General features: G+C 49.4%; 20 protein-coding genes. 12 read left to right on the top strand and 8 right to left on the bottom strand.

Annotated features, from left to right (window positions below; translation table 11 throughout):
- Positions 1-51: 51 nt before the first annotated feature.
- From H3L98_RS07060 to H3L98_RS07050, 3 genes are all read right to left on the bottom strand, one after another.
- On the bottom strand, positions 52-1113 hold the full coding sequence (locus tag H3L98_RS07060; protein ID WP_027021386.1) for a protein phosphatase 2C domain-containing protein: 1062 nt from the start codon (positions 1111-1113) through the stop codon (positions 52-54).
- A 25-nt stretch (positions 1114-1138) separates the two neighbouring features.
- On the bottom strand, positions 1139-2110 hold the full coding sequence (locus tag H3L98_RS07055) for a kinase (protein WP_027021385.1): 972 nt from the start codon (positions 2108-2110) through the stop codon (positions 1139-1141).
- Positions 2111-2209: 99 nt separating this feature from the next.
- Positions 2210-2854, bottom strand: a complete 645-nt coding sequence (locus H3L98_RS07050) for a vWA domain-containing protein (RefSeq protein ID WP_034333015.1) — start codon at positions 2852-2854, stop codon at positions 2210-2212.
- 147 nt (positions 2855-3001) lie between these two features.
- On the opposite strand from H3L98_RS07050, the gene H3L98_RS07045 reads away from it, so the two are divergent.
- The 5 genes from H3L98_RS07045 (at position 3002) to H3L98_RS07025 (ending at position 8352) form a co-directional block, all read left to right on the top strand.
- Entirely contained in the window at positions 3002-4300 is a 1299-nt protein-coding gene (locus H3L98_RS07045; protein ID WP_027021383.1) for a replication-associated recombination protein A, read from the top strand.
- Positions 4301-4407: 107 nt separating this feature from the next.
- A complete protein-coding gene (gene lnt / locus H3L98_RS07040) occupies positions 4408-6198 on the top strand; it encodes an apolipoprotein N-acyltransferase (RefSeq protein ID WP_084481833.1) in 1791 nt (596 codons plus the stop codon).
- Complete coding sequence (gene holB / locus H3L98_RS07035) at positions 6195-7190, top strand: DNA polymerase III subunit delta' (protein WP_027021382.1); 996 nt, start codon at positions 6195-6197, stop codon at positions 7188-7190. The genes lnt and holB overlap by 4 nt, the downstream gene beginning before the upstream one ends.
- Positions 7187-7576 (top strand): PilZ domain-containing protein, encoded by a 390-nt coding sequence (locus H3L98_RS07030; RefSeq protein ID WP_027021381.1) that lies wholly within the window; start codon positions 7187-7189, stop codon positions 7574-7576. Before holB ends, H3L98_RS07030 begins: the two co-directional genes overlap by 4 nt.
- Positions 7577-7578: 2 nt before the next feature.
- On the top strand, positions 7579-8352 hold the full coding sequence (locus H3L98_RS07025) for a TatD family hydrolase (protein WP_027021380.1): 774 nt from the start codon (positions 7579-7581) through the stop codon (positions 8350-8352).
- Here H3L98_RS07025 and H3L98_RS07020 read toward each other — a convergent pair whose 3' ends face one another.
- Together H3L98_RS07020 and H3L98_RS07015 are read right to left on the bottom strand one after the other, a co-directional pair.
- The gene (locus H3L98_RS07020; RefSeq protein WP_051531975.1) at positions 8353-8880 is read right to left on the bottom strand and encodes an FxsA family protein; all 528 of its coding nucleotides are present in this window, start codon (positions 8878-8880) and stop codon (positions 8353-8355) included.
- Positions 8881-8964: 84 nt separating this feature from the next.
- The gene (locus H3L98_RS07015; protein WP_027021379.1) at positions 8965-9918 is read right to left on the bottom strand and encodes a PhoH family protein; all 954 of its coding nucleotides are present in this window, start codon (positions 9916-9918) and stop codon (positions 8965-8967) included.
- A gap of 109 nt (positions 9919-10027) precedes the next feature.
- Here H3L98_RS07015 and H3L98_RS07010 point away from each other — a divergent pair, with 109 nt between their 5' ends.
- The 3 genes from H3L98_RS07010 (at position 10028) to aroA (ending at position 14911) form a co-directional block, all read left to right on the top strand.
- Entirely contained in the window at positions 10028-11296 is a 1269-nt protein-coding gene (locus H3L98_RS07010) for a murein hydrolase activator EnvC family protein (protein WP_051531974.1), read from the top strand.
- A gap of 192 nt (positions 11297-11488) precedes the next feature.
- The gene (locus H3L98_RS07005) at positions 11489-13507 is read left to right on the top strand and encodes an OPT family oligopeptide transporter (protein WP_027021377.1); all 2019 of its coding nucleotides are present in this window, start codon (positions 11489-11491) and stop codon (positions 13505-13507) included.
- Between the two features lie 108 nt (positions 13508-13615).
- The gene (gene aroA / locus H3L98_RS07000) at positions 13616-14911 is read left to right on the top strand and encodes a 3-phosphoshikimate 1-carboxyvinyltransferase (protein WP_027021376.1); all 1296 of its coding nucleotides are present in this window, start codon (positions 13616-13618) and stop codon (positions 14909-14911) included.
- 65 nt (positions 14912-14976) lie between these two features.
- Here the strand turns inward: aroA and H3L98_RS06995 are convergent, their stop codons facing one another.
- From H3L98_RS06995 to rtcR, 3 genes are all read right to left on the bottom strand, one after another.
- Positions 14977-15810: a transporter substrate-binding domain-containing protein gene (locus H3L98_RS06995; RefSeq protein WP_084481832.1), complete on the bottom strand. Its 834-nt coding sequence runs from the start codon at positions 15808-15810 to the stop codon at positions 14977-14979.
- 172 nt (positions 15811-15982) lie between these two features.
- On the bottom strand, positions 15983-16708 hold the full coding sequence (locus H3L98_RS06990) for a hypothetical protein (protein ID WP_027021375.1): 726 nt from the start codon (positions 16706-16708) through the stop codon (positions 15983-15985).
- A 21-nt stretch (positions 16709-16729) separates the two neighbouring features.
- On the bottom strand, positions 16730-18346 hold the full coding sequence (rtcR, locus tag H3L98_RS06985; RefSeq protein ID WP_182078427.1) for an RNA repair transcriptional activator RtcR: 1617 nt from the start codon (positions 18344-18346) through the stop codon (positions 16730-16732).
- 254 nt (positions 18347-18600) lie between these two features.
- On the opposite strand from rtcR, the gene H3L98_RS06980 reads away from it, so the two are divergent.
- The 4 genes from H3L98_RS06980 to guaA are packed head-to-tail and all read left to right on the top strand — an operon-like array spanning position 18601 to position 23197.
- Positions 18601-19383, top strand: a complete 783-nt coding sequence (locus H3L98_RS06980; protein ID WP_051531972.1) for a hypothetical protein — start codon at positions 18601-18603, stop codon at positions 19381-19383.
- A gap of 9 nt (positions 19384-19392) precedes the next feature.
- Positions 19393-20907, top strand: coding sequence for an RNA ligase (locus tag H3L98_RS06975; protein WP_027021373.1), 1515 nt, complete (start codon positions 19393-19395; stop codon positions 20905-20907).
- A gap of 14 nt (positions 20908-20921) precedes the next feature.
- A complete protein-coding gene (locus H3L98_RS06970) occupies positions 20922-21575 on the top strand; it encodes a phosphoesterase (RefSeq protein WP_027021372.1) in 654 nt (217 codons plus the stop codon).
- Between the two features lie 56 nt (positions 21576-21631).
- Complete coding sequence (guaA, locus tag H3L98_RS06965) at positions 21632-23197, top strand: glutamine-hydrolyzing GMP synthase (RefSeq protein ID WP_027021371.1); 1566 nt, start codon at positions 21632-21634, stop codon at positions 23195-23197.
- Positions 23198-23205: the final 8 nt, after the last annotated feature.

Genomic DNA, 23205 nt, shown 5'->3' with positions numbered 1-23205 from the left:
TTTCCAATAACAGAATTATGATCTCATCACACAAGCAACTAATAAATTATATTAACATTCATTAAATTTAGATGAAATTATCGCTACACTACAATCATCACCTGTATGGTTATTTAAGAATGCATCAGAATAAAAGGTTGTCGTTAGAATGCGTCTATTTAACTTATTATTACGCAACAAATCAGCCCAACTAACCAAACGATCCGCAATTTTCGTACCGTCATTCGCCACCAACTTTTCTGCTGCTCCATCACTCATAGCAAATAAAGCACATATCTTATCAGAAGATAATACACCACTTTGTACATCTTCAAATTGAATATTTTCATCAATAAAAGTTGTATAATTTGCAAATTCTCCTTTTCCAACTTCCCCTAGCATCTGCAATTCAGATTTTATTTCTTCTCCTTCAATATATTTTTTTTCAACAACCAAAGCACCGTCTCCTACTTTTAACCACATTGTCTTAGCTTTACCAACAACTCCCAATAATAAAGTACAACGAAAATCCTTAATTGGTCTACGATGTAATATAGACAAATCTTCCAAAATACCTTTAGCATGTTTGACAATCAACAATGAAAAAGTACGAATACCATCATCTTCCTTATCAGAAGTTTCACCATCTAATAAGTTGACCAAACTCCGCTCCATAGTATATAAGAATCTAGCAACACCAGTAATTACACTTACCGCTCCTAAATCAGAGACTACCGAACTACCTGCACCATCAGCAATCATAATCATTGGACGAGGTGAAGAAGTAGCAAAAGCTGCATCTTGACAAGGAATAGAAATAACAGGCTTCTTATGATTCAGACCAACAACCATATCATATTGTGCAAGCCACATGTATCTATTACCCAAGTACCTTATAGCTTCATATTGAGATTTCTCATCTCCTAAGGTATTAAGATCATTATCTATAGAAGAGCCACTTCCCGTATTTATATTCTTGCTTTCCAAGTCCCTGTTTCCCGAAATACCTCCATCATTACTTCTCATCAATAATGTTTTATTTTCTCTTTTTGTCTCTTGTGAATTATTATCGCACTCCAAACATTTGTTTTCCAATGATTTTTTATCCAATTGTTTTTTATTACTTTTAGACATAGCACGCTCTTTTACTAAATATTAATTAATTGTAAGTATTGCTACCACGATAACTTTTTTCTTTGGGGTGAGATGGAATAATCTCAACAGCATGCCACCCTTTCTCCATTTCTTTCCTGTATTGCTTTAATTCTCTCAACCACTCATCTATGGAAGCCCGTTTGCTGGGATCAGAAGCACCATCTTTAAACGTCTGTATAAACAATGATTTTAATTTATATGGCATGTGACTCCAAATATTATACCACTGCCCTTTAGGAATACCTTTTCCATCCTGACCATAAGGAAACTGACCATTACACAAATTTTTAACAGGATCTGTGCCACCAATAACATCGTAAGGATGCCTACCCAACATCAATGCTTTAAACAAGATAATTGCGATAGAAAAATACTCACTCTCAAAAGTACGGACAATGTTTCTAAACTCCGTATTTTGATGTTCTTTTGGTGTTAAATCCGCACTTCCTACTTCACATGGAAAATATTGTCCTCTAAATGAAATTTGATAACTATCACAGTCAATTAAAGTAATTTTCCCTGATTGCGGATGAATTAAGATATTTTGTAAATTATAATCACCGATCATAATTTCCAATTCATGCAACTTTTTTATTTCCATTAACAACGAGATTAGATAAGTTACTATTGCTTTCCTATCTAAATTTGGAAAGTATTTCTTATAAAGAACAGCATGAGATAATTTAAACAATGTCTCACCATCAGCGCGATACATACAATAACCAATCCAATTTTTCTTTTCATCAAAAACATTGAGTAAAGGCCAACTTAGATTCTTATTTTCTCTCAAACCCATAGCACACATACACTCAACTTTCTTACGCAGCTGCCCTCCTCTCGTATTTAAGATAGATTGATGATATCTTTTAAATAAAACATCAGGTCGATCTAATAATTGATAGATTTCTGCTTCACCACCTTGCCCAAAAAGCCTAGATAAACTTTGTGCTACACCATGTGAGTCATAAATTTTCATAAATATCTTTTACCTTTAAACCATCATTTATTAATGACAGCCAATGCAGTAACACTCTTAACACATAATCAAACCGCATTGGCTATATTAATATCAGTATTAAATAGAAGCCCAACTATCTATAGGAGGTAAATTTACAGTTGTAGCAGTAGAATTAGAAGAAGAAACCCGACTCATACTGGCAGAAAGCCATTGAAAAAAATCCCCAAATCTTAACCCATCAAGCTTTAATGCTGGGCGGTTACTAAATTGACCTAATTTATCCATGTCCGCATCTTCAACACCTACCATTAGCGAAACTAATTTTTTATTTTCGGATAACGTTCGGCAATTTTGAGCAGCACTTTGCCAAGCATCTGTTGGCGCACCATCACTAATCATTACCAACCAAGGTTGGTAATAAGCAATGCCATTTTTCTGATATTCGCTTTTTCGTTTTTCCAACATATCCAGCCCTTTTTCTACTGCCATTCCTAAAGGTGTCCCACCCTGTGCAGTAAAAGTACTGGTATAGTCTAAATCCATTACAGTTGTAAATGGCAGTATTTCCTCAACATGTCCCCCTGCTGCCAAAATCGCCACTTCAACAGAGCAAGCTGCAACTTCATCATTTTGCAAAGCTTGAATAAATGACTGAACACCAAAATTTAATTGGCGAATGGGTTCGCCGTCCATTGATCCCGAAGTATCCAAAACTAATAAACATGGGCAACGAGGAGATGGGTTATCAATCAAATCATGCATGATTTATATCCTTATATAAAATTGTTTATTTATTTAAAGAAGTTTAATATATTGTAAAAAAAAAAAAAAAAAACGTCAACAATCTCATTATAATTATTCCTCTTCATAATCAAACCATTCCAATCAATTTAAATTATGGAATATATTTTGCCTGATTTATTTACCCAACCGCCCGCCGCCCCGCTTGCCGAACGCCTGCGCCCGCACACTTTAGACGATGTTGTCGGACAAAACCACCTAACCGACACGGGCAAGCCCTTACGCACCGCCTTGGAAAGCGGTATGCCCCATTCCATGATTTTGTGGGGCGCACCCGGTATCGGCAAAACCACCTTGGCGCAGATTGTCGCGCAAGGTTTTCAAGCCCATTTTGAGCCCTTATCCGCCGTGTTTTCAGGGGTAAAAGACATACGCGAAGCGGTGGAGCAAGCCCAGTCCCGCCACGCCGCAGGACAACGCACCGTGTTGTTTGTAGATGAAATCCACCGTTTCAATAAATCCCAGCAAGATGCCTTTTTGCCCTATGTGGAAAACGGCGTCTTGGTGTTTATCGGCGCGACCACCGAAAACCCGTCTTTTGAAGTCAATGCCGCGCTGCTCAGCCGCACACAGGTTTATACGCTCAAACCCTTGGGCGAAAATGATTTAAACACCTTGTGCAACAAAGCCCTCAACTTGCCCGAATACGCAGGTTTAACTTTGGCGGACGACACCCGCGCATGGTTGCTCAACAGCGCAGGCGGCGATGCACGGCGTTTGCTCAACCATTTGGAACGGATTTTGTCGGCAAGCACGCCCGACAAACCTTTAAATGTGGCAGAAGCCGCTGCTCTGCTCGGCGACACCCCCGCCCGTTTTGACAAAAACGGCGACGTGTTTTACCAGCAGATTTCCGCCCTGCACAAATCGGTGCGCGGTTCACATCCCAATGCTGCGCTGTACTGGTTTTGCCGCATGCTGGACGGCGGCGCAGACCCGCGTTATATCGGACGGCGCTTGGTGCGTATGGCATGGGAAGACATCGGTTTGGCAGACCCACGCGCACTAGAATTAGCGAACACCGCCTTGGACACCTACGAACGGCTCGGCTCGCCCGAAGGCGAACTGGCATTGGCGCAAACCGTGCTGTATCTGGCAAGCGCCGCTAAATCCAACGCAGGCTATACCGCCTTTAACGAAATGCGCGAATTCATCCGCCACAGCCGCCATGCGCCCGTACCGCCACATTTGTGCAACGCCCCCACCGCATGGATGCAAGAACAAGGCTTTGGCGCAACCTACCGTTATCCCCACGACGAAGCCCACGCCTATGCCGCTGCTGCCGACTATATGCCCGCAGGCATGGCAGAACCCGACTGCTACCGTCCCACCTCACGCGGTTTGGAAGCCAAAATCGCCGAAAAGCTCGCATGGCTCAAACAGCTTGACCAAGCCGCACAAGCTTAAAGCCGCGATATTCGGGCGTTCCGCCGTTTGCCCCTTTAATTTGTTTTTAAACACAGACAGTTTGCGATACAATCTCGCCCAAATTACCCAACCCCTTACCTTTATCCATGCGTCTATTGTCCCGATTGCAGCAGCGGCTTGACCGATTCTTCCAAAAGCCGCTGATTTACTTTATTACCCTTACCGCGCTTGCCGCTGCCACCCCCCGCGCATTCGCCCCCTATTATCAGTTTTGGCTGATGCCGCTGCTGTTTGGCGCACTGATTGCCCTTACCGAACTCAAACCGCACCGCCGCGTGTCCACTGCCTACTGGTTTGGGCTGATTGCCTACACCGCCCAATTTTGGTGGATACACACCGCCTTGCACGACGTGTCGGGACTCCCCAATGTCTATGCCGTACCGCTTACCTTTTTACTGCCCGCGTTTTTAGCCCTGTTTCCCGCCATTGCCTTTTGGCTGTATGGCAAACAACGCCTGCCGCGCCCGCTTGCCATCGGTTTGCTGCTGCCCATGCTGTGGACACTGACCGAATTTGCCCGCGAGCGCGTGTTTACCGGCTTTGGCTGGGGCGCACTCGGTTACAGCCAAATCGCCGATTACAGCCCGCTTGCCGCGCTTGCCCCGATTGGCGGGATTCATTTGGTCACTTTTGCTACCGCCTTGGCGGGCGCATGGCTGCTGCTGATGGTGCGTAACCATTCTTTGGTGCAACGCATTATTTTCGCGCTATTGTTCTGCATTATGCTGCAACAAACCAACATCCGCCGCGAAAAAAACTATACCGATAAAAATTCCCTGCCCGTTAGCGTGGCATTGGCGCAAGGCAATATCGCCCAAAGCCTGAAATTTGACGAAAACGCCGCTATCGCCACTTACCAGCGTTATTTTGAACAAGTGTCTGCCACCAAAGCGCAAATCGTCGTTTTGCCCGAAACCGCTTTTCCGCAATTTTTGCAAACTGTTCCCACCGAATTGGTCGCACGTTTTGCCGAAAAAGCGCGTGAAAACGGCAGCGCCTTGGCAATCGGCATTCCCGCCTTTACCGAAGACGGCAAAAGCCATCTGAATACCATGGTGAATTTGAGCGATTACTACCCCGAACACCCCGCGCAAATTCAAATTTACGCCAAAAATCATCTAGTACCGTTTGGCGAATTCAAGCCCATTCCGCAGCTGACCGAACCGCTGTACCGCAAAATGAATATGCCCCTGTCGGATTTCAAACGCGGCGGCATCGGGCAAGAACCCTTTGATATGGCGGGACAAAAAGTCGCGTTCAATATTTGCTATGAAGACGGTTTTGGCGACGAACTGATTGATTCGGCAAGAAAATCCACTTTATTGGCAAACGCCAGCAATATGGCTTGGTACGGGCGTTCTGATGCGATGTGGCAGCAGTTGCAGCAATCGCAGGCGCGCGCTTTGGAATTGGGTCGCTATATGATTCGCGCCACCAATACGGGCGCAACGGCAATTGTTGCCCCCAACGGCAGAGTGGTTAAATTTGCCAAACCCAATACTGCTACCGTGCTGGAAGGCGAAGTGTTTGGCATGACGGGCGACACGCCTTATATGAAATTGGGCAGCTCGTGGCCATTATTTTACGCACTGTTGATTGTAACGGGCTTGCTGATGGCATTCCGTTCAGGCAGTAAAAAAACCCAAACTACTGCACCTGTGCACAGCGCAACGCATACGCCTGTTGCCACACCACCGTTTACGGAACAAACGGCGGAAACGGAAACCGCTGCCGTACCGCCTGCCGCACAAGCGCATCATGCGCCTGCCGCTTATCCCCAGCAACAGCCTGCTGATACCAACAGCCGTCCGCCGCGCCGCCGCAAACGCACCCGCAGCGGACATGGCAAACGCAAAAAAAGCGGACGCAGAAAATGATTTATCCTTGGCACGACCGCACATGGCGCGAATTGCTCGCGCAAGCGCCACCGCCTGCATTGCTGTTGTATGGCGCGGCAGACACAGGCAAAACCGCCTTTGCCCGCGCTTACGCCCGCTTTTTGTTGTGCGAAAGCCCCTTAAATCAAGGGGCTTGCGGCGAATGTGCGTCCTGTCGCCTGTTTGAACACCACGCCCACCCCGATTTTTACCTGCTCGCCCCCGATGGCGACGACGGCAGCAGCACAGGGCGCAAACTGCCACAAATCAAAATTGATGCCGTGCGCGAACTGCTGGAACCCTTAAACCAATCGTCTGTGCGCGGCGGACGGCGCGTGGTGCTGATTGCCCCCGCCGACAGCCTGAACGTACAAGCCGCCAACGCGCTGTTAAAAATTCTGGAAGAGCCCCCGCAAGCGGTGATGTTTCTGCTGGTTTCGCACCGCCGCGAACGGCTGCTGCCTACCGTCCGCAGCCGTTGCCGTCCGCTGCTGCTGCCCGCACCCAACCACACCCAAGCCCTGCAATTTTTACAGCAGCAACACATCAGCGATGCCGAAAACCTGCTTGCCTTTCACGGTGGTGCGCCGCTGTTCGCCCACGAACCCGAACAAGACAGCTTACGCGCCACCCTGTTAGACCTGCTCGCCCAACCGCGCCTGCTTGCCATATTGGATTTTGCTGCCGATTTTGACAAACACAAATACCCCCTTGCCCTGTTGCTTGATTGGCTGCACAAATGGCTTGCCGACCTCGCCCTCGCCCTGCACGCCCTACCGCCGCGGTATTATCCCGCCCACGCCCAAGCCGTCGCCGCCCTTGCCGCCCGCACCCATCCCGCCACACTTTTCCGTTTTCAAGACCACTTAAACCGTCTTGCCCCTTACGGACACCACAGCCTCAATGTTAGAATGCAGGCAGAAGCCCTGTTAAGCAGCTACTTACTGATGCTGCAAAACAAACCCTTTCACTTTCAAGGAAATCCCCCATGAGTTCAGCCAAACCCGCCCCTGCCGCGCCCGCCGCAGGACAAGTTCCCGGTCGTATGGTCAGCCTGCGCCTCGAAAGCAAACCCGTGATTTACGCCAGCTATATGTCGTTTACCGAACACGGCGGCGTCTTCCTGCCCACGTCCGACAGCTACGAAATGGGCGAAGAAGTATTATTGGTTTTGGAACTGGTTACCCCCGCCAAAACCGAAAAATTATTTGTTAAAACCAACGTTTGCTGGATTAACAGCAACCCCAGCGCAGGCGGACGACCCAAAGGCATCGGCTTGGCATTTGGCAGCGACGACAACAGCATCAAAACCAAAAACATCTTTGAAGCCCTGTTAAGCGGACTGCTGCACAGCGACCACCCCACCTACACCATGTAACCATGTATCTGATTGATTCCCATTGCCATTTAAATTTTGAAGGCTTGGCAGAACGCCTGCCCGAAGTGTTTGACAATATGGCAAAAAACCAAGTTCGCCAAGCACTTGCCATCAGCGTCAGCCGCGACAGTTTCGCGCAGGTGCTGGCGATTGCCCAAGCCCATGACCACGTTTACGCCACCGTAGGCATCCACCCCGACAGCGAAAGTGCCGCCGAATTCAGTTTTGACGAATTGGTGGAACACGCCCGTCACCCCAAAGTCGCCGCCATCGGCGAAACGGGTTTGGATTACCATTGGTGCAGCGGCGATTTAACGTGGCAGCACCGCCGTTTTATTACCCATATTGAAGCGGCAAACGCAGCAGGTTTGCCCTTGGTGATACACACGCGCAAATCGGCGGACGACACCCTTGCCCTGATGCGCGAACACCGCGCCCAAAGCGCGGTGATGCACTGTTTCGCCGAAGACGTGCGCGTGGCAAAGATGGCTTTGGATTTAGGCTATTACCTGTCGTTTTCAGGCATTGTTACCTTTAAAAACGCTGCTGATGTGCAAGCGGCTGCCCGTTATTGTCCTGCCGACCGCCTGCTGGTGGAAACCGATTCGCCGTTTCTCGCGCCCGTCCCCTACCGTGGCAAGCGCAACGAACCCGCCTATGTGCGCCACACCGCCGAATTTTTGGCACAACTGCGCGGCGAAACGTTGGAACACATCATGCAGCACACCAGCGACAATTTTTACCGCTTGTTTCCCAAAGTGCCACGCCTGACCTAATCAACGAAAATCATCATTGTGCTCAATCACATTGTGCTGATTTTGCGTATGGGACGGGCGTTTGTTATTGCCCTGAACGGTGGTAAAGTCGCCTTCAATAATGTCTTCATCGTTTTGACGGCTGCTGCGGGTTTCGTAGCGGAACGCACCAAAGCTGCCGTTGCCTGAAAAAGTCTGTTGCTGACTGCCCTTGTCGCCGATGTTTTGACCGCCGCGCACAGGCAGCAGCAGGCAGACAGCCAAAATATCGGATAAAAACCCAGGTAACATCAGCAGCATACCCGCCAAAGGAATCCGCAGCGGCCACAGCAGCTGATACAGCGACACCTGTCCCGCGCCGCGCATCACCGCCGCGCCCATCAGTGTCCGCGCCACATTACCGCGCCCGCTCATCAGTTTGATGCCGATAAAAAAGCTCAACCCCATCAAGACAATGGCAGTTAATCCGCCCAACAGCTTTACCGCCATCACAATGGATAAGATTTCCAAGATTCCGAATAACAGAACAAACACACCTAAAAAACGCATCGCTTATTTCCTTTGACTACATTATTTGATAAATGGCGGCAAATCATACAGCATCAAGCCCGCCAAATGTTTGATTATGTAAAGTTATGCTTCTTCTGCTGCATCATAGGCATCCACAATTTTTTGCACCAAAGGATGACGTACCACGTCTTCGCTGGTAAAGGTATGAAAATAAATACCTTCCACTGCCGAAAGTTTTTCTTTGGCATCGCGCAAACCCGATTTGATTTGGCGCGGCAGGTCAATCTGGCTTAAATCGCCCGTAATCACGGCTTTTGTGCCAAAACCGATGCGGGTTAAAAACATTTTCATTTGTTCGGGCGTGGTGTTTTGCGCTTCGTCCAAAATCACATACGCGCCGTTGAGTGTGCGTCCGCGCATATACGCCAAAGGGGCGATTTCAATTAAGCCTTTTTCCATCAGCTTGGTGACACGGTCAAAACCCATTAAGTCATACAGCGCGTCATACAATGGGCGCAGATAGGGGTCCACTTTTTGCGCCAAATCCCCCGGTAAAAAGCCGAGTTTTTCGCCTGCTTCCACCGCAGGGCGCACCAATACAATGCGTTCCACTTGGTGTTTATCTACGGCATCAACGGCAGCTGCCACCGCCAAATAGGTTTTGCCTGTGCCTGCTGGTCCTAAACCAAATACCACATCGTGATTGAGTAGGGCGCGGATGTAGCCGTTTTGACGGGGCGTGCGTCCGCCGATGCTGCCGCGTTTGGTGTGGAAATGGTAGGCGCGGGGGCTGTCCTGGGGTGCGGGTGCGGTGTCGGCGGCTTTGGCTTCTACGGCTGCCAGATGAATGGCTTCATCGTCCAACTCGCCCTGCCCTGCCAACACCAGCAGGGCTTCCAAGGCGCGTTTGCCCGCGTGGGCGTGTTCGCCGCTAAGGGTAAAATCATCAAAATGGCGGCTGATACTGATATTTAAGGCTTGCGCCAAGGTGTCGATGTGGCTATCGAGCACGCCGCACAGGCGTTGCAAAACGGTATTGTCGGTGTGTTCGGCGTGGAAACGGACGGTATGGGTCATGTTGTTTTCGTGTGCAAAATAAGGGCGAATGGTAAAGCAATCGGGCGTTTGTGGCAAAAAATCCGCTATAATCGGCAGTGTTTTTCTTTATTTTTAGAAGCGCACCGCCATGCAACTGAAAAAATTCGCCGCTGTTGCGGCTTTGGGTGTGTTGTTTGCCCCTGCCGCGCATGCCGACCCCGAAACGGTTATTGAAATCAACCCCGCCATTCCGTCTGCCGAACTGAACCGCAAAGCAGCCAAAGCGCAGGTTAAGCTGAAAGAAGTCCGCAAAAAAATCCAAACGGTGCAAAAAGACCTGAAAGTCAAACAGGTACAACAGCAACGCGCCAAACAGGTGATTTCGCAAACCCAGATTGCCTTGGAAAAAGCGCGCGCCGAATTGGCAGCATTAGATAAACAACAACGCATTTCGTGGGAAAAACTGCAACAACTGCAAAATGATTTGAGCAGTTTGGAAACCGAAGTAAGCGGCACCAAAACCCAAATTGCCAACCTGCTGGTGAGCAGCTACAAAAACCGCCGTCCCGAAGCCTTGATTTTGTTTTTTAAAAACGTAGATGTGGCACAAAAAGGACGTTTGCTGCAATACAGCCGCTACATCAACGAAGCCAACAACCGCGTACTGCGCCAGTTGGCAGAACAAAAAGAACAGCTGATTCAACAAGAAGCAGCAGTCAAAGCAGAGCTGGCGCGTTTGAAAAAGCTGATTGCACAGCAACAGGCGAAATTGCGCGAATTGGGCAGTTCGCACCGTGATGCGGTGGCGGACAGTCAGCGTTTGGCGGGGGAAATCGGGCGTTATGATGCCAATATCCGCCAATTGCGCCAAAACGAGCAGAATTTAAATCAGGTATTGGCACAAATCGCGGCACGGCGCACGGCACAGCAACGCAACCAAGCCGCCGCCAAACGCAAAGCGGCACAACAGCGCAACCAAACCGCCAACGCCAAAACCCCAACCCCAGCACCCGCCGCCCAAGTTAATCATGTCGGTTTGGCGCGTTTGCAGGGTCAGTTGCGCCGCCCTGCATCAGGCAGGGTAATGGGACGTTTCGGACAGGCGCGTGCCGGTGGCGGCGTGTGGAACGGCATTTTTATCGCCACCCCCGCCACTTCCGTCCGCAGCGTGGCGGCAGGCGAAGTGGCATACGCCGCGCATTTGGCGGGCTATGGCAACACCGTGATTATTGACCACGGCGAAGGCTATTTATCGGTGTATTCGGGTTTGGGCAGCTTGAGCGTGGGTGCAGGTGGAAAAGTGTCTGCCAACCAAACTTTGGGCATCACAGGCACTTTGCCCGCAGGCGAACAGGGGCTGTATTTTGAAATCCGCTACCGCAACCGCGCCATGAATCCTTTGGCATGGCTGCGTTAAGCGCAAAAAGCGTTAATATTCGCTAAATTTGCTTACATTTTCTTGCAATTAAACCTAAAAAACCGCTACCCGTATCTGCGCCAGATACGGGTATTTTGCATTAGAATAATTATTTTTCTTGCCGCAACAGCTGATTACAAAAAACAAACGCCGTATAATGCACCTGTGATTAACCGTTAAGGAATGTAAATCATGCCTTCCGATGCTTACGCCGCCTACCGCGAATTAACGCTGCGCGGCATGATTTTGGGTGCGTTGATTACGGTGGTGTTTACCGCTTCCAACGTGTATTTGGGGCTGAAAGTGGGTTTGACTTTCGCTTCGTCCATTCCCGCCGCTGTGATTTCCATGGCGGTGCTGAAGCTGTTTGCGGGTTCCAATATTTTGGAAAACAATATGGTACAAACGCAGGCTTCGGCGGCAGGTACGCTGTCTTCGGTGATTTTTGTGTTGCCCGGACTGCTGATGTTGGGCTATTGGCAGGGTTTTCCGTTTTGGCTGACCATGCTGGTGTGTGCCACAGGCGGAATTTTGGGGGTGATTTTTACCGTGCCTTTGCGTCAGGTGATGGTGGTAAACAGTGATTTGCCCTATCCTGAAGGCGTGGCAGCAGCCGAAATCCTGAAAGCAGGCGCACACGAAAACGGCGACGGTGCTGCGGCACAAACGGGGATTAAAGAAATTGCTTCAGGCAGTCTGTTGGCGGGTGCAGCGGCGTTTGCCACCAATGGTTTACGAGTAATGGCGGACAGCGCGGGCTATTGGTTTAAGGCGGGCAATGCGGTGTTTCAAGTGCCGATGGGTTTTTCCTTGGCATTATTGGGTGCGGGCTATTTGGTCGGTATTGTGGGCGGATTGGCGATTTTAAGCGGGATTGTGTTGGCGTGGGCGATTGCCGTGCCGTATTTTACCGCTGCCGCGCCCATGCCTGCCGATGCAGACATGGCGGCTTACGCCATGCAGGTTTGGAAAGAAAAAGTGCGTTTTATTGGCGTGGGTACCATCGGCATTGCCGCCATTTGGACACTGCTTACCCTGCTCAAACCCATGGCAGAAGGCATGCGCCGCTCGTTTGCCGCCTTGAAAAATCCGCATCAAACCGCGCAAAGCCGCGTAGAACAGGATTTGCACCCGAAAACCATGATTTACATCACCTTGGCAACCGTGGTCGTGATTGCGGCAACGGTGTATGGTTTTGTACAAGCCGCTTTGCTGCCTGCGGGCATTACCGTGATGCTGGTGCTGGCGTGTACGCTGCTGGCGGTGCTGATTGGTTTTTTTGTGGCGGCGGCGTGTGGTTATATGGCGGGTTTGGTGGGTTCTTCTTCCAGCCCGATTTCAGGCATCGGCATTATTTCGGTGGTGGTAATTTCCTTAACGCTGTTGCTGTTGGGTAATATTAGCGGGCTGACCGCCACCGCAGACGGTACGCGCTTTTTAACCGCGCTCACCATCTTTTCCGCATCCATCGTTTTGGCGATTGCCACCATTTCCAACGACAATTTACAGGATTTGAAAACAGGTTTGCTGGTACACGCTACTCCGTGGCGGCAGCAGTTTGCGCTGTTAATCGGCTGCGTGGTGGGCGCAGCGGTGATTGCACCCGTGTTGGAAACGCTGTATCACGCCTATGGTTTTACAGGTGCGATGCCGCGTGAGAACATGGACGCAGCCCAAGCCCTTGCCGCACCGCAAGCCACGCTGATGACCACCATCGCCCAAGGGATTTTTTCAGGCGATTTGGAATGGACCTATATTTTTACAGGCATTGGTTTGGGGATTGCCCTGATTATCGCCGACAGCCTGCTCAAACGCAGCAGCAACGGACGTTTTGCCCTGCCCGCGCTGGCAGTAGGCATGGGTATTTACCTGCCCCCTGCCGTGAATATGCCGATTGTAGCGGGCACGCTGGTTGCGTGGTTTACCGCCCGTCACCTGCGCCGCCGCGCCGCACAAACAGGCGAAGATGCCGCTGCCTTGCACAAACGCGCCGAACGCAACGGCACTTTGTTCGCCGCAGGTTTGATTGTGGGCGAAAGCCTGTTAGGTGTGATTTTGGCATTTGTGATTGTCGCTTCGGTCACATCAGGCGGTTCAGATGCGCCTTTGGCGGTGAATTGGGTGTCGGAACACGCCGCACAATGGTTGGGCTTGCTGGTGTTTGCTGCTGGTGCGGTGATTTTTATCCGCCGTATTCTGTCGCGCCGATAAGTCCACTTGATTGTTGATAAACCAGCCGTCTGATTCCCCTGTCAGACGGCTTTTTTTGGTTTCCACAGCAAACCCGCTATAATCGCCCTTTTTACCCCCATTCCCGCCATGACCCAATCCCTACACCTGTCTGCCCGCACCATTTCCCGTCCCGTTTCCGTGCGCCTGCCTGGTTCCAAAAGCATCAGCAACCGCGTTTTGCTGCTGGCTGCGCTGTCGCACAACCCTTGCGAAATCCGCTCGCTGCTGCATTCAGACGACACCCAACGCATGTTGGAAGCCCTAAACAGCTTGGGCGTTCAAGTAGAAACCCTTGCCGAAAACAGCGTGCGCGTACACAGCTGCGGCGGACGTTTTCCCGTGCAGCACGCCGATTTGTTTCTCGGCAACGCAGGCACAGCCTTCCGCCCGCTAACCGCCGTATTAGCCCTGCTCGGCGGCGACTACACCCTGCACGGCGTGGCACGGATGCACGAACGTCCCATCGGCGATTTGGCAGATGCCCTGCAACAAGCGGGCGCGTCCATTGATTATTTGGCAAACACAGGCTTTCCCCCGCTGCACATCGGCGCATTCAACGATTCGGGTTCGCGCCTGATTCGCGTGCGCGGCAATGTGTCCAGCCAATTTTTAACCGCGCTGCTGATGGCATTGCCGCTGGTGGGCGAAGCCTACACCGTAGAAGTAGAAGGCGAACTGATTTCGCGCCCCTATATTGATATTACCCTGAATCTAATCAAACAATTTAGTGTGGAAATTGCATGCGAAGAGTACCGCCGCTTCCACATTCCCGCACAAGCCCGCTATACCGCACCCGCCGTGTTAAACGTGGAAGGCGACGCATCGGGCGCATCGTATTTTCTCGCAGCAGGGCTGTTGGGCGGCAATCCCGTGCGCGTGTGCGGCGTGGGCAAACAATCCATTCAAGGCGATACCGCTTTTGCCCGCGAATTGGAAAAAATCGGCGCAACCGTGGTTTGGGGCGATGATTTTATTGAAGTTTCCCGCACTGCAGGGCAAACCGTACTGCCGTTTGATATTGATGCCAACCATATTCCCGATGCCGCCATGACTTTAGCCGTAGTGGCGCTGGCAACGGGCGGAACATGCAGCATCCGCAATATCGCCTCATGGCGTGTCAAAGAAACCGACCGCATCGCCGCCATGGCAAACGAATTACGCAAACTGGGCGCAACCGTCCGCGAAGAAGCCGATGCCATTCACATTACCCCACCCGCACGCCTAATCCCCGATGCCCGCATCGACACCTACGACGACCACCGCATGGCAATGTGTTTTTCACTGGTTTCGCTGCTGGATACCCCCGTTATCATCAACGACCCCGATTGCGTCCGCAAAACCTTTCCCGACTACTTTAATACCTTTGCCCAACTATCTGTTTGAGCAAATTAAAAATCAAAAGGCTGCATGAAAATCCATGCAGCCCAACGATTTAAAACCTCAAACTGTTAATGACCAAACCACTTTTTTACCAAAGCATCGTATGTACCGTTTGCCTTTACCGCACTCAAGCCCTGATTTAATTTTCTCTGTAATTCCTTATTGCCTTTTTTCACCGCAAAACCAATATGTCCCACAGGGTCGTTGATGGTAATATAACGGAACTTCACTTCTGCGTGGTCTTTATCATAGGCGCGTAACATATTCACATCACCCAATACACCGTCTGCTTTATCTCCCTGCACCGCATGAATCGCCAAAACAAAGGTTTCACTATGCAACACTTTATCAGGCGCACCCGTCAGCGTAACAGCTTTGTTTAAGGTTTCCTGACTGCTGTTTTTATTGACCGAAATGATTTTTTGTTTTAAATCTGCCGCAGTTTTTAAAGGCGAATGTTCCAATACCGCCACCACACGGTAAAAATCCATCAAACTGTCGGTGTAATCGGCATCAATGTCCACACCGATTTGAAACGCCGAAACCCAAATATGATGACGCCCCGTGTCCAAATAGTGTTGTGCATCTTTGCGTTTATTGGGCAGAATAGTAATATTAAATTGTTGATTCTGCGCAATGGCATAAAGCAAGTCAATTTCAAAACCTACGGGGTTGCCTTGGCTGTCGCGAAATTCAAACGGCGCATAGGTGGTTTCCGTTCCCACCAGATAAGTGGGCCATTTCGGATTAACAGGCGGGCGTTCCACCGCAAACTCATCATCAGGGCGTGCCGCTGAAGCTGAAGCCGAAGCCGTAGAGGCGACCTCTGGTGGCGCATCGTTACACGCTCCCAATAATAAACAAACGGTCAAAAATGCACCAATACGTTTTAACATCATCATTCATCCACAAAATTTTAAATACTTCGCCTAATAATAACACAATCAGGCTATAGGTTATAATAAAACCATACGAGTCTTTTTCCTGATATTGTTATTCACACAAGGAAACAAGTCGCACACGGTATCAACAGTCGGGCAATACGAACCGATGTTGTCACCATCTCAAAGCGGATTAGCTATCATCACTTTTGATTTCCATTAGGATAGTGTTTACATCGGAAATAAAAACATTGCCCTTGTACGCAATTAAAATTCTTTTCAATGTCTCTATATTTTCATTATCCTCTTTGGCGAGCCAATTGGCTTTGCAAACCGCCGTTAAATAATCGCTTAAGAAAATTTCTTCATACGCATCCCATTTATTTGAAAAGTATGTTTTAAAATCAATTTCCAACCCAATCATGGCATCTTGATACAGTAGAAAGGATAAAGACGGGCTGATGCCTACCTTATCCATTTCCAAACCGACAGGATGGATTTTATTGCTGATAAAGACTATTTTATTTTTCAAAATATAAGCAAGTTCCCAATTGGCTATACTTGATCCTTCTTCAAGATAAGCGTCAAAATACAAATTGCCAATTATTTTCTTATTCAACAAGAAATCTGCCTGCAAGAAATAAACGTTTTCAATATTTTCAGTATATAAAAAATATTGAAGCTGTTTTGTTTGCGTAGAAAATCTCATTATCGGGGTAGTGGCATATACATCCAGATACCCCACGGTTTTATCAATAATATCTATTGGTTTGACATGTGCAGCATCGTTACTCAAACAAACGGATAATCCCGATAAATCCAAATTTATTTTTAAAGCATCATCATTAAAATCAAATTTATTTAATGGCTTGAAATTTAACAGCATCTGCAATGCAGATAATTGATTTGCTTCATTCATCAATTTTTCCAAGATATTTAGTTAATTATTTTCTTTCCCCTCTGACACATCCGCCAACGTCAGCCCAAAACGCGCCAAATATTTGCGTAAACGGTCGCCATCGTTGGGCGTGCTGCGTTTTAGCCGCGACACTTGAAACAACGCCCGCCCCGCCTGCGCCAGCGTGGGATATTGACGGCACACCGTCAGCACATTTTGCAACTGCATCAAATCAAACTCATCAAATGCTTCCGTGTTCACTTTTTCAGGTAGCCGCGCCGCATCACGGCTGCCTGAAAGCGTGTCCTGCCATTGCCATTTTAAACGTTCAATTTCCGCCGCCACCAAATCCGCCGAAATCCGCCCTTGCGGTGCCAAAGTTGCCAAACGCATCACGCTGGCAGCCAAATCACGGAAATTACCCGTCCACACCGCTTGCGGCGATAAGGCAAAATCCAAATACGCCTGTTGCGCCTCGCGGTTAAAACGGGTGGCGCGACCCAATTCCTGCGACACCAGCGCCAACTGATGCGCCAAATTCGGCTCAATGTCTTCACGCCGTTGCGCCAATGGCGGCAGCGCGTAATGCCAAATATTGATGCGGGCAAACAAATCTTCCCGAAACCGCCCCGCCCGCACTTCGGCGCGTAAATCGCGGTTGGTGCCTGCAATCAGCTGAAAACGGCTTTCGGTTTCGCTGTCGCTGCCCAGTGGGTAAAAACTTTTTTCCTCAATGGCTTTTAACAACATTGCCTGTTCGTCCAAGCCCAATTCGCCAATTTCATCCAAAAACAACACACCTTTGTCGGCACTTTTCAGCCAGCCGTCGCGTTTGTCCGCCGCGCCCGTAAACGCGCCTTTTTTGTGTCCGAACAAAGCCGAAGCCGCCGCATCGCCGCGCAAAGTGGCGCAATTCACGTCCACAAACCGCCCCGACACCAAATGACGGGCTTTTTTCAGCTCAAAAATCCGCCGTGCCAACATGGATTTACCTGCCCCAGTCGGACCACTTAATAAAATCGGTGCAGGCGAATGCAGCGCAACCTGTTCAATTTCGGCAATCATGCGGTTAAACGCGGGATTGCGGGTGGCAATGCCGCTTTTCAGATACAACACCGCATTGTCGCGCACTGCCGCCAGCCGCGCCGCCAACGCATCATAACGCGCCAAATCCAAATCAATCACTTCATAACTGCCTGCATAATCATGGGCTTCGTGATTGCGTGGCGATTTCGGCGGCGCGGTTTGCAGCAGCACACCGGGGATTTGACGGCTTTCCACCAGCAAAAACAGGCAGATTTGCGCAACGTGTGTGCCTGTGGTGATGTGCGTCCAATATTCTTCTTTTTCCGTATCAAAGGGATAGGCAGCCGCCCAATCGTGCAGCTTGGCATATACCTCGCTAAAGTCCCACGGATTGTCCAATGCCATCGGCACGAGATTCACGGTGGTTTGCGGCGACACGGTGGCAATATCGGCGCATACCTGTTGTGCCAAGCTGCGGAATTTTTCGCTATAAAACAATTCCAAACGGTCAATCTGCAAACCGTTTTGCTGATGAATGGCGACATTCGGTCGCCATTTGCGCCAGCGCCCTTGCCCGAATGTGCTGTCTAAAACCGTGCCGAGAAAGCTGATAACGATGCGTTGTTTGTTCATCACGTCCAAACTCTGAAAAATAATCAGGCGATTTTATTTTCTCGTTTCCGCTTTTTCAAGCGCGTTTTTTGGTTTTTTCAGGCAGCCTAAAAATGGCGAAAAATATTTTTATTTTATTTTGATTCAATCTATTAAAAACTTATTCAGCAAAATAAACAGCATAGGCACGGATGTTGCATTAAAGCCAGCAAGTTGATTCTTGCCCTGATGTATCAAGCAGCCTGAAAACCAATACTTTCAAACGGTACTGAACCATGAGCATCCAAACCGACCTAAACCGCGCCATTGCCACGCTATACGATATTTTCCAATCTTATCGTGCTGTTTTTCCGCTGCACGCTTGCGATTGCCCCAGTTGTATGCCAGAGGAAATGATGCGCGAAATGATGCGTATGCCGCTGAAACAGTTAAGCGCAAACTATTTTTATGAATACAACAACGCCCCTTGTGACATCAGCGACAAAAAAACCTATGCCGATGAAATCAAATATTTTCTACCGCGTTGGTTTGAGCTGCTGATACAAGGCGAGGAACTGCACCATTCGCCCGAACTGTTTTTATCGCGGCTGCGCGACTGTTTTCCCGATTATTTCAGCGACAGCGAGCGTGAAGCGGTGCAGCATACCGCCAATTTACTGTTTCGCCGCCGTTTGCATACCTTTCCATGGCAAGACGATTTAATACCGATACACGGCAGTCTGTTTGAGAGTTTGGCGATGTTTCACACAGGCGGCATAGACATCCGCCCCATGCTGGCAGATTGGCGGCGCACCCCCAACCCCACTGCCGCCGCGCATTATGTAGGCGATATGCTTGGCTACAGATGGCGCATCGGCATAGACAACGCCTTTGTTGAAGATGAGCAAGATTTTCAAAAGCTGATGCGCGAATGGATAGAACACCCCGACCACCGCCGCCATTTTGCCGAACAAATTTTAATCACACCTTTTCCCGATGACGAAACTTATCAATATTATTATCCCATTTTAAACTGGCGCGATGCCGCAGGCTTTGTATTTGACCAAATTACTTTTTAAGGACACACCATGCAAAAATTTATCCTGATTCGCGGACATCAAGGTTCGGGCAAATCTACCTTTGCCGCCGAACAGATTGCCGCTTTCCAACGCGATTACCCGAATGGCGAAGTCGTCCATATTGAAAACGACCTGCTGATGACCGATGCACAAGGCGAATACCGTTTCAGTAGCGAAGCCCTTGCCCAAGCGCAAGCAGCGGGACAAAAGCGTTTTCAGGCAGCCTTAAAACACGGGCAGAAAAATCCGCAAGCCGATATTTTGATTGTTAATTCCAATACCAATCAAAAATCATCTGCCTGCATTGCCCTGCTGCAAAATGCCCGCAAACACGGTTTCGCTACTGAAGTGTACCGCCTGCACAATTTTTACCCCAATCTGCACCGCGTACCCGAACACGCCGTTTTAGCCGCGTATCAAAAGCTCAACACCAACCCCCTGCGCGACGAAATCCACGTTCCCGCCGTGCGCCCCATCAGCGCGGAACAGGCAGCCGCCGTCGCCGCAGCAGAACAGTTCCGCCAGCGCAAACTGCCCTTTGACGAAGCCCAGCAAACTTTTGTTACCCCAGAGTATTTTCAGTTCGGACAACGCGATTTCATCTGCAAAACCAGCAAACGCCATCCCGATTTACGCGTGCTCAAATACGCCCGCAGCGTGTTTTACGAAAACCGTTTTGACGATGCCTTATTGGAAATGCGCGGGCTGGTGTTGGATAAGCATCATCAAATCATTGTGCGCCCGTTTAAAAAAACCTTTAATTATTCGGAACGTATTGCCAAAAACAGCCTGTATCCGCTGGATATTGACGATCATCACCGCGTGTATGCCGTAGTCAAAATCAACGGTTTTCTCGGCTGCTGCACCTTTGTGCAACTGCCCGAACACCACCCCAGCCACGGCGCAGCATTTGACGGGCAAGTGCTGTATTCCACCACAGGTTCGCTGGACAGCGATTTCGCCAAAATGACCGAAAAACATTGCCGTCAATACGAAGCCTTGTTTAAACAATATCCCAACCACACGTTTTTATTTGAAATTACCGATAAAAATGATGTGCATATTATCCGCGAACGTTTGGGCGAAACCCTGATTGGCGCGATTGAAGTGGCAACAGGAAAAATGATGTGCGAAAGCGAGTTAGACGATTTGGCAGCGCAATTTAGCGCGGCGCACCCCGATACGCCTTTGCACCGTCCCGAAACCTTGCGCGATTTACGTTTCGGCGAACTGAAAACCTTATTAAAAAACGTGAAACACGAAGGCTTTATGGTATTTGATGCAGAAACGGACGAGTTGTTGTTTAAGCTGAAATCGCAGTTTTACCTGATTTCCAAGTTTTTCGGGCGCAGCAACAGCGCAACGCTGCCGCGCAAGCTGAACCGTCATGATGTGGAAGAGGAATTTTATCCGCTGCTGGAATACATCCGCGCTTATCAACAGCAGTTTAATCAGTTGAGCGAGCAGGAAAAAATTGCGTTTATTCAAGATTTTTTAAACAATGGCGGCTTTCAGGCTGCTTAAAATGGAGAACATTGATGAGTAAAGTTTTTTTTACGTCCGATTTGCATTTTTCCCATGCCAATATTATTAAATTTTGTCCTGCCTTTCGTCCGCAATATGTTGATGAAATGGATGAATGTTTAATTTCACAATGGAATGCAGTGGTTAGCCCTGAAGACACGGTGTACAACTTGGGCGATGTGTCGTTTGCCCGCGATATTGGGCGCGTGGAAGCGGTGCTGCGCCGTTTAAACGGTACACATCATTTGATTTATGGTAATCACGATGCTTTGATTCGCCAACACGCACCGCGCTTGCTTAATACGCCCAAACACGACGGTTTGCCGCTGCTGGCATCGGCGCAGGATTATCTGCTGCTCAAACTGCCTGACAGCAAACAAAAAATGGTGTTGTTTCATTACCCGATTCACGAGTGGGACGGTTGCCATAAGGGTTGGTATCATCTGCACGGGCATATCCACGACCGCATCGCGCCTGTGCGCGGGCGCGTGTTGAATGTGGGTTGGGATTTGCACGGGCGTTTGCTGGAAGCGGCGGATATTGAAGGCTTTTTAAGTGCTTTGCCAAAAGTTTCCCATTTTGGCGGCGATAAGGCGTGGTTGCCAAGCAGCCCCGAACAGGCAGCGGCAGATATTCATGCCATATTGAAAAAACACAATTTGCAGTAAGGGCAAACGGCGCTTATGTTAAAATCGCCGTTTTGTGTTTTTCCGTTTTCCGCATCATGACCCAAGACAATATTTTGATTCTCGATTTTGGTTCACAAGTGACCCAACTGATTGCCCGCCGTGTGCGCGAGGCGCATGTTTACTGCGAGCTGCACCCCTACGATATGCCTTTGGATGCGATTAAAGCCTTTAATCCCAAAGGCATTATCCTTTCAGGCGGACCCAATTCGGTTTACGATTCCGAATACCAAGCCGACCCTGCATTGTTTGATTTGGGCGTGCCTGTGCTGGGGATTTGTTACGGTATGCAGTTTATGGCACACCATTTGGGCGGTGCGGTAACGGCAGGCAACCAGCGCGAATTCGGTTACGCGCAAGTACGCACCGCAGACGGCGAGCTGACACGCGGTATTTTTGACGGCGAACCCAATGTTTTGGACGTGTGGATGAGCCACGGCGATAAAGTGTCCAAGCTGCCTGAAGGTTTCCAAATTACAGGGAAAACCGACAGTTGCCCCATCGCCATGATGGAACACGCCGACAAACATTTTTACGGCATTCAGTTTCACCCCGAAGTGACCCACACCAAACAAGGTCGTGCGCTGATTAACCGTTTTGTGCTGGATATTTGCGGCGCACAACCTTCTTGGACCATGCCCAATTATATTGACGAAGCCGTTGCCAAAATCCGCGAACAGGTGGGCAGTGAAGAAGTGGTATTGGGCTTGTCGGGCGGCGTGGATTCCAGCGTGGCGGCGGCCTTGATTCACCGCGCCATCGGCGACCAACTGACCTGCGTGTTTGTTGACCACGGCTTGCTGCGCCTGAACGAAGGTGAAAAAGTAATGGAAATGTTTGCCCGCAATTTGGGTGTCAAAGTCGTGCATATTGATGCGTCTGACGACTTTATGGGCAAGCTGGCAGGCATTACCGACCCCGAACAAAAGCGCAAAATTATCGGTGCGGAATTTGTGGAAGTGTTCCAGCGCGAAGCGGGCAAGCTGCAAAACGCCAAGTGGTTGGCGCAAGGCACGATTTATCCCGATGTGATTGAAAGCGCAGGCGCAAAAACCAATAAAGCCCATGCGATTAAATCGCATCATAATGTCGGCGGACTGCCCGAAACCCTGAATCTGAAATTGCTTGAACCTTTGCGCGATTTGTTTAAAGACGAAGTGCGCGAATTGGGCGTGGCATTGGGTTTACCGCGCGAAATGGTGTACCGCCATCCTTTCCCTGGTCCCGGTTTGGGCGTGCGTATTTTGGGCGAAGTGAAACGCGAATACGCCGATTTACTGCGTCAAGCCGATGATATTTTTATTGAAGAGCTGCGCCATACCCGCGATGACAACGGCACATCTTGGTATGACTTGACCAGTCAGGCGTTTGCCGTGTTCCTGCCTGTTAAATCAGTGGGCGTAATGGGCGACGGGCGCACTTATGATTATGTGGTGGCTTTACGCGCCGTGGTAACCAGCGATTTTATGACCGCGCATTGGGCGGAACTGCCCTACAGCCTGCTGGGGCGTGTGTCCAACCGCATTATCAATGAAGTGAAAGGCATTAACCGCGTGGTGTATGATGTCAGCGGCAAACCGCCCGCCACGATTGAATGGGAATAATGGAAATA

Source organism: Conchiformibius steedae, from assembly GCF_014054725.1.
Classification (GTDB): domain Bacteria; phylum Pseudomonadota; class Gammaproteobacteria; order Burkholderiales; family Neisseriaceae; genus Conchiformibius; species Conchiformibius steedae.
This window is presented reverse-complemented; position numbering and strand designations above follow the sequence as displayed.

What these genes read in the sequence shown, in the direction of transcription:
- H3L98_RS07060 (WP_027021386.1), bottom strand. Translation starts at nt 1,113, where the DNA reads ATGTCTAAAAGTAATAAAAAACAATTGGATAAAAAATCATTGGAAAAC.
- H3L98_RS07055 (WP_027021385.1), bottom strand. Translation starts at nt 2,110, where the DNA reads ATGAAAATTTATGACTCACATGGTGTAGCACAAAGTTTATCTAGGCTT.
- H3L98_RS07050 (WP_034333015.1), bottom strand. Translation starts at nt 2,854, where the DNA reads ATGCATGATTTGATTGATAACCCATCTCCTCGTTGCCCATGTTTATTA.
- lnt (WP_084481833.1), top strand. Translation starts at nt 4,408, where the DNA reads ATGCGTCTATTGTCCCGATTGCAGCAGCGGCTTGACCGATTCTTCCAA.
- holB (WP_027021382.1), top strand. Translation starts at nt 6,195, where the DNA reads ATGATTTATCCTTGGCACGACCGCACATGGCGCGAATTGCTCGCGCAA.
- H3L98_RS07030 (WP_027021381.1), top strand. Translation starts at nt 7,187, where the DNA reads ATGAGTTCAGCCAAACCCGCCCCTGCCGCGCCCGCCGCAGGACAAGTT.
- H3L98_RS07025 (WP_027021380.1), top strand. Translation starts at nt 7,579, where the DNA reads ATGTATCTGATTGATTCCCATTGCCATTTAAATTTTGAAGGCTTGGCA.
- H3L98_RS07020 (WP_051531975.1), bottom strand. Translation starts at nt 8,880, where the DNA reads ATGCGTTTTTTAGGTGTGTTTGTTCTGTTATTCGGAATCTTGGAAATC.
- H3L98_RS07015 (WP_027021379.1), bottom strand. Translation starts at nt 9,918, where the DNA reads ATGACCCATACCGTCCGTTTCCACGCCGAACACACCGACAATACCGTT.
- H3L98_RS07010 (WP_051531974.1), top strand. Translation starts at nt 10,028, where the DNA reads ATGCAACTGAAAAAATTCGCCGCTGTTGCGGCTTTGGGTGTGTTGTTT.
- H3L98_RS07005 (WP_027021377.1), top strand. Translation starts at nt 11,489, where the DNA reads ATGCCTTCCGATGCTTACGCCGCCTACCGCGAATTAACGCTGCGCGGC.
- aroA (WP_027021376.1), top strand. Translation starts at nt 13,616, where the DNA reads ATGACCCAATCCCTACACCTGTCTGCCCGCACCATTTCCCGTCCCGTT.
- H3L98_RS06995 (WP_084481832.1), bottom strand. Translation starts at nt 15,810, where the DNA reads ATGATGATGTTAAAACGTATTGGTGCATTTTTGACCGTTTGTTTATTA.
- H3L98_RS06990 (WP_027021375.1), bottom strand. Translation starts at nt 16,708, where the DNA reads ATGAATGAAGCAAATCAATTATCTGCATTGCAGATGCTGTTAAATTTC.
- rtcR (WP_182078427.1), bottom strand. Translation starts at nt 18,346, where the DNA reads ATGAACAAACAACGCATCGTTATCAGCTTTCTCGGCACGGTTTTAGAC.
- H3L98_RS06980 (WP_051531972.1), top strand. Translation starts at nt 18,601, where the DNA reads ATGAGCATCCAAACCGACCTAAACCGCGCCATTGCCACGCTATACGAT.
- H3L98_RS06975 (WP_027021373.1), top strand. Translation starts at nt 19,393, where the DNA reads ATGCAAAAATTTATCCTGATTCGCGGACATCAAGGTTCGGGCAAATCT.
- H3L98_RS06970 (WP_027021372.1), top strand. Translation starts at nt 20,922, where the DNA reads ATGAGTAAAGTTTTTTTTACGTCCGATTTGCATTTTTCCCATGCCAAT.
- guaA (WP_027021371.1), top strand. Translation starts at nt 21,632, where the DNA reads ATGACCCAAGACAATATTTTGATTCTCGATTTTGGTTCACAAGTGACC.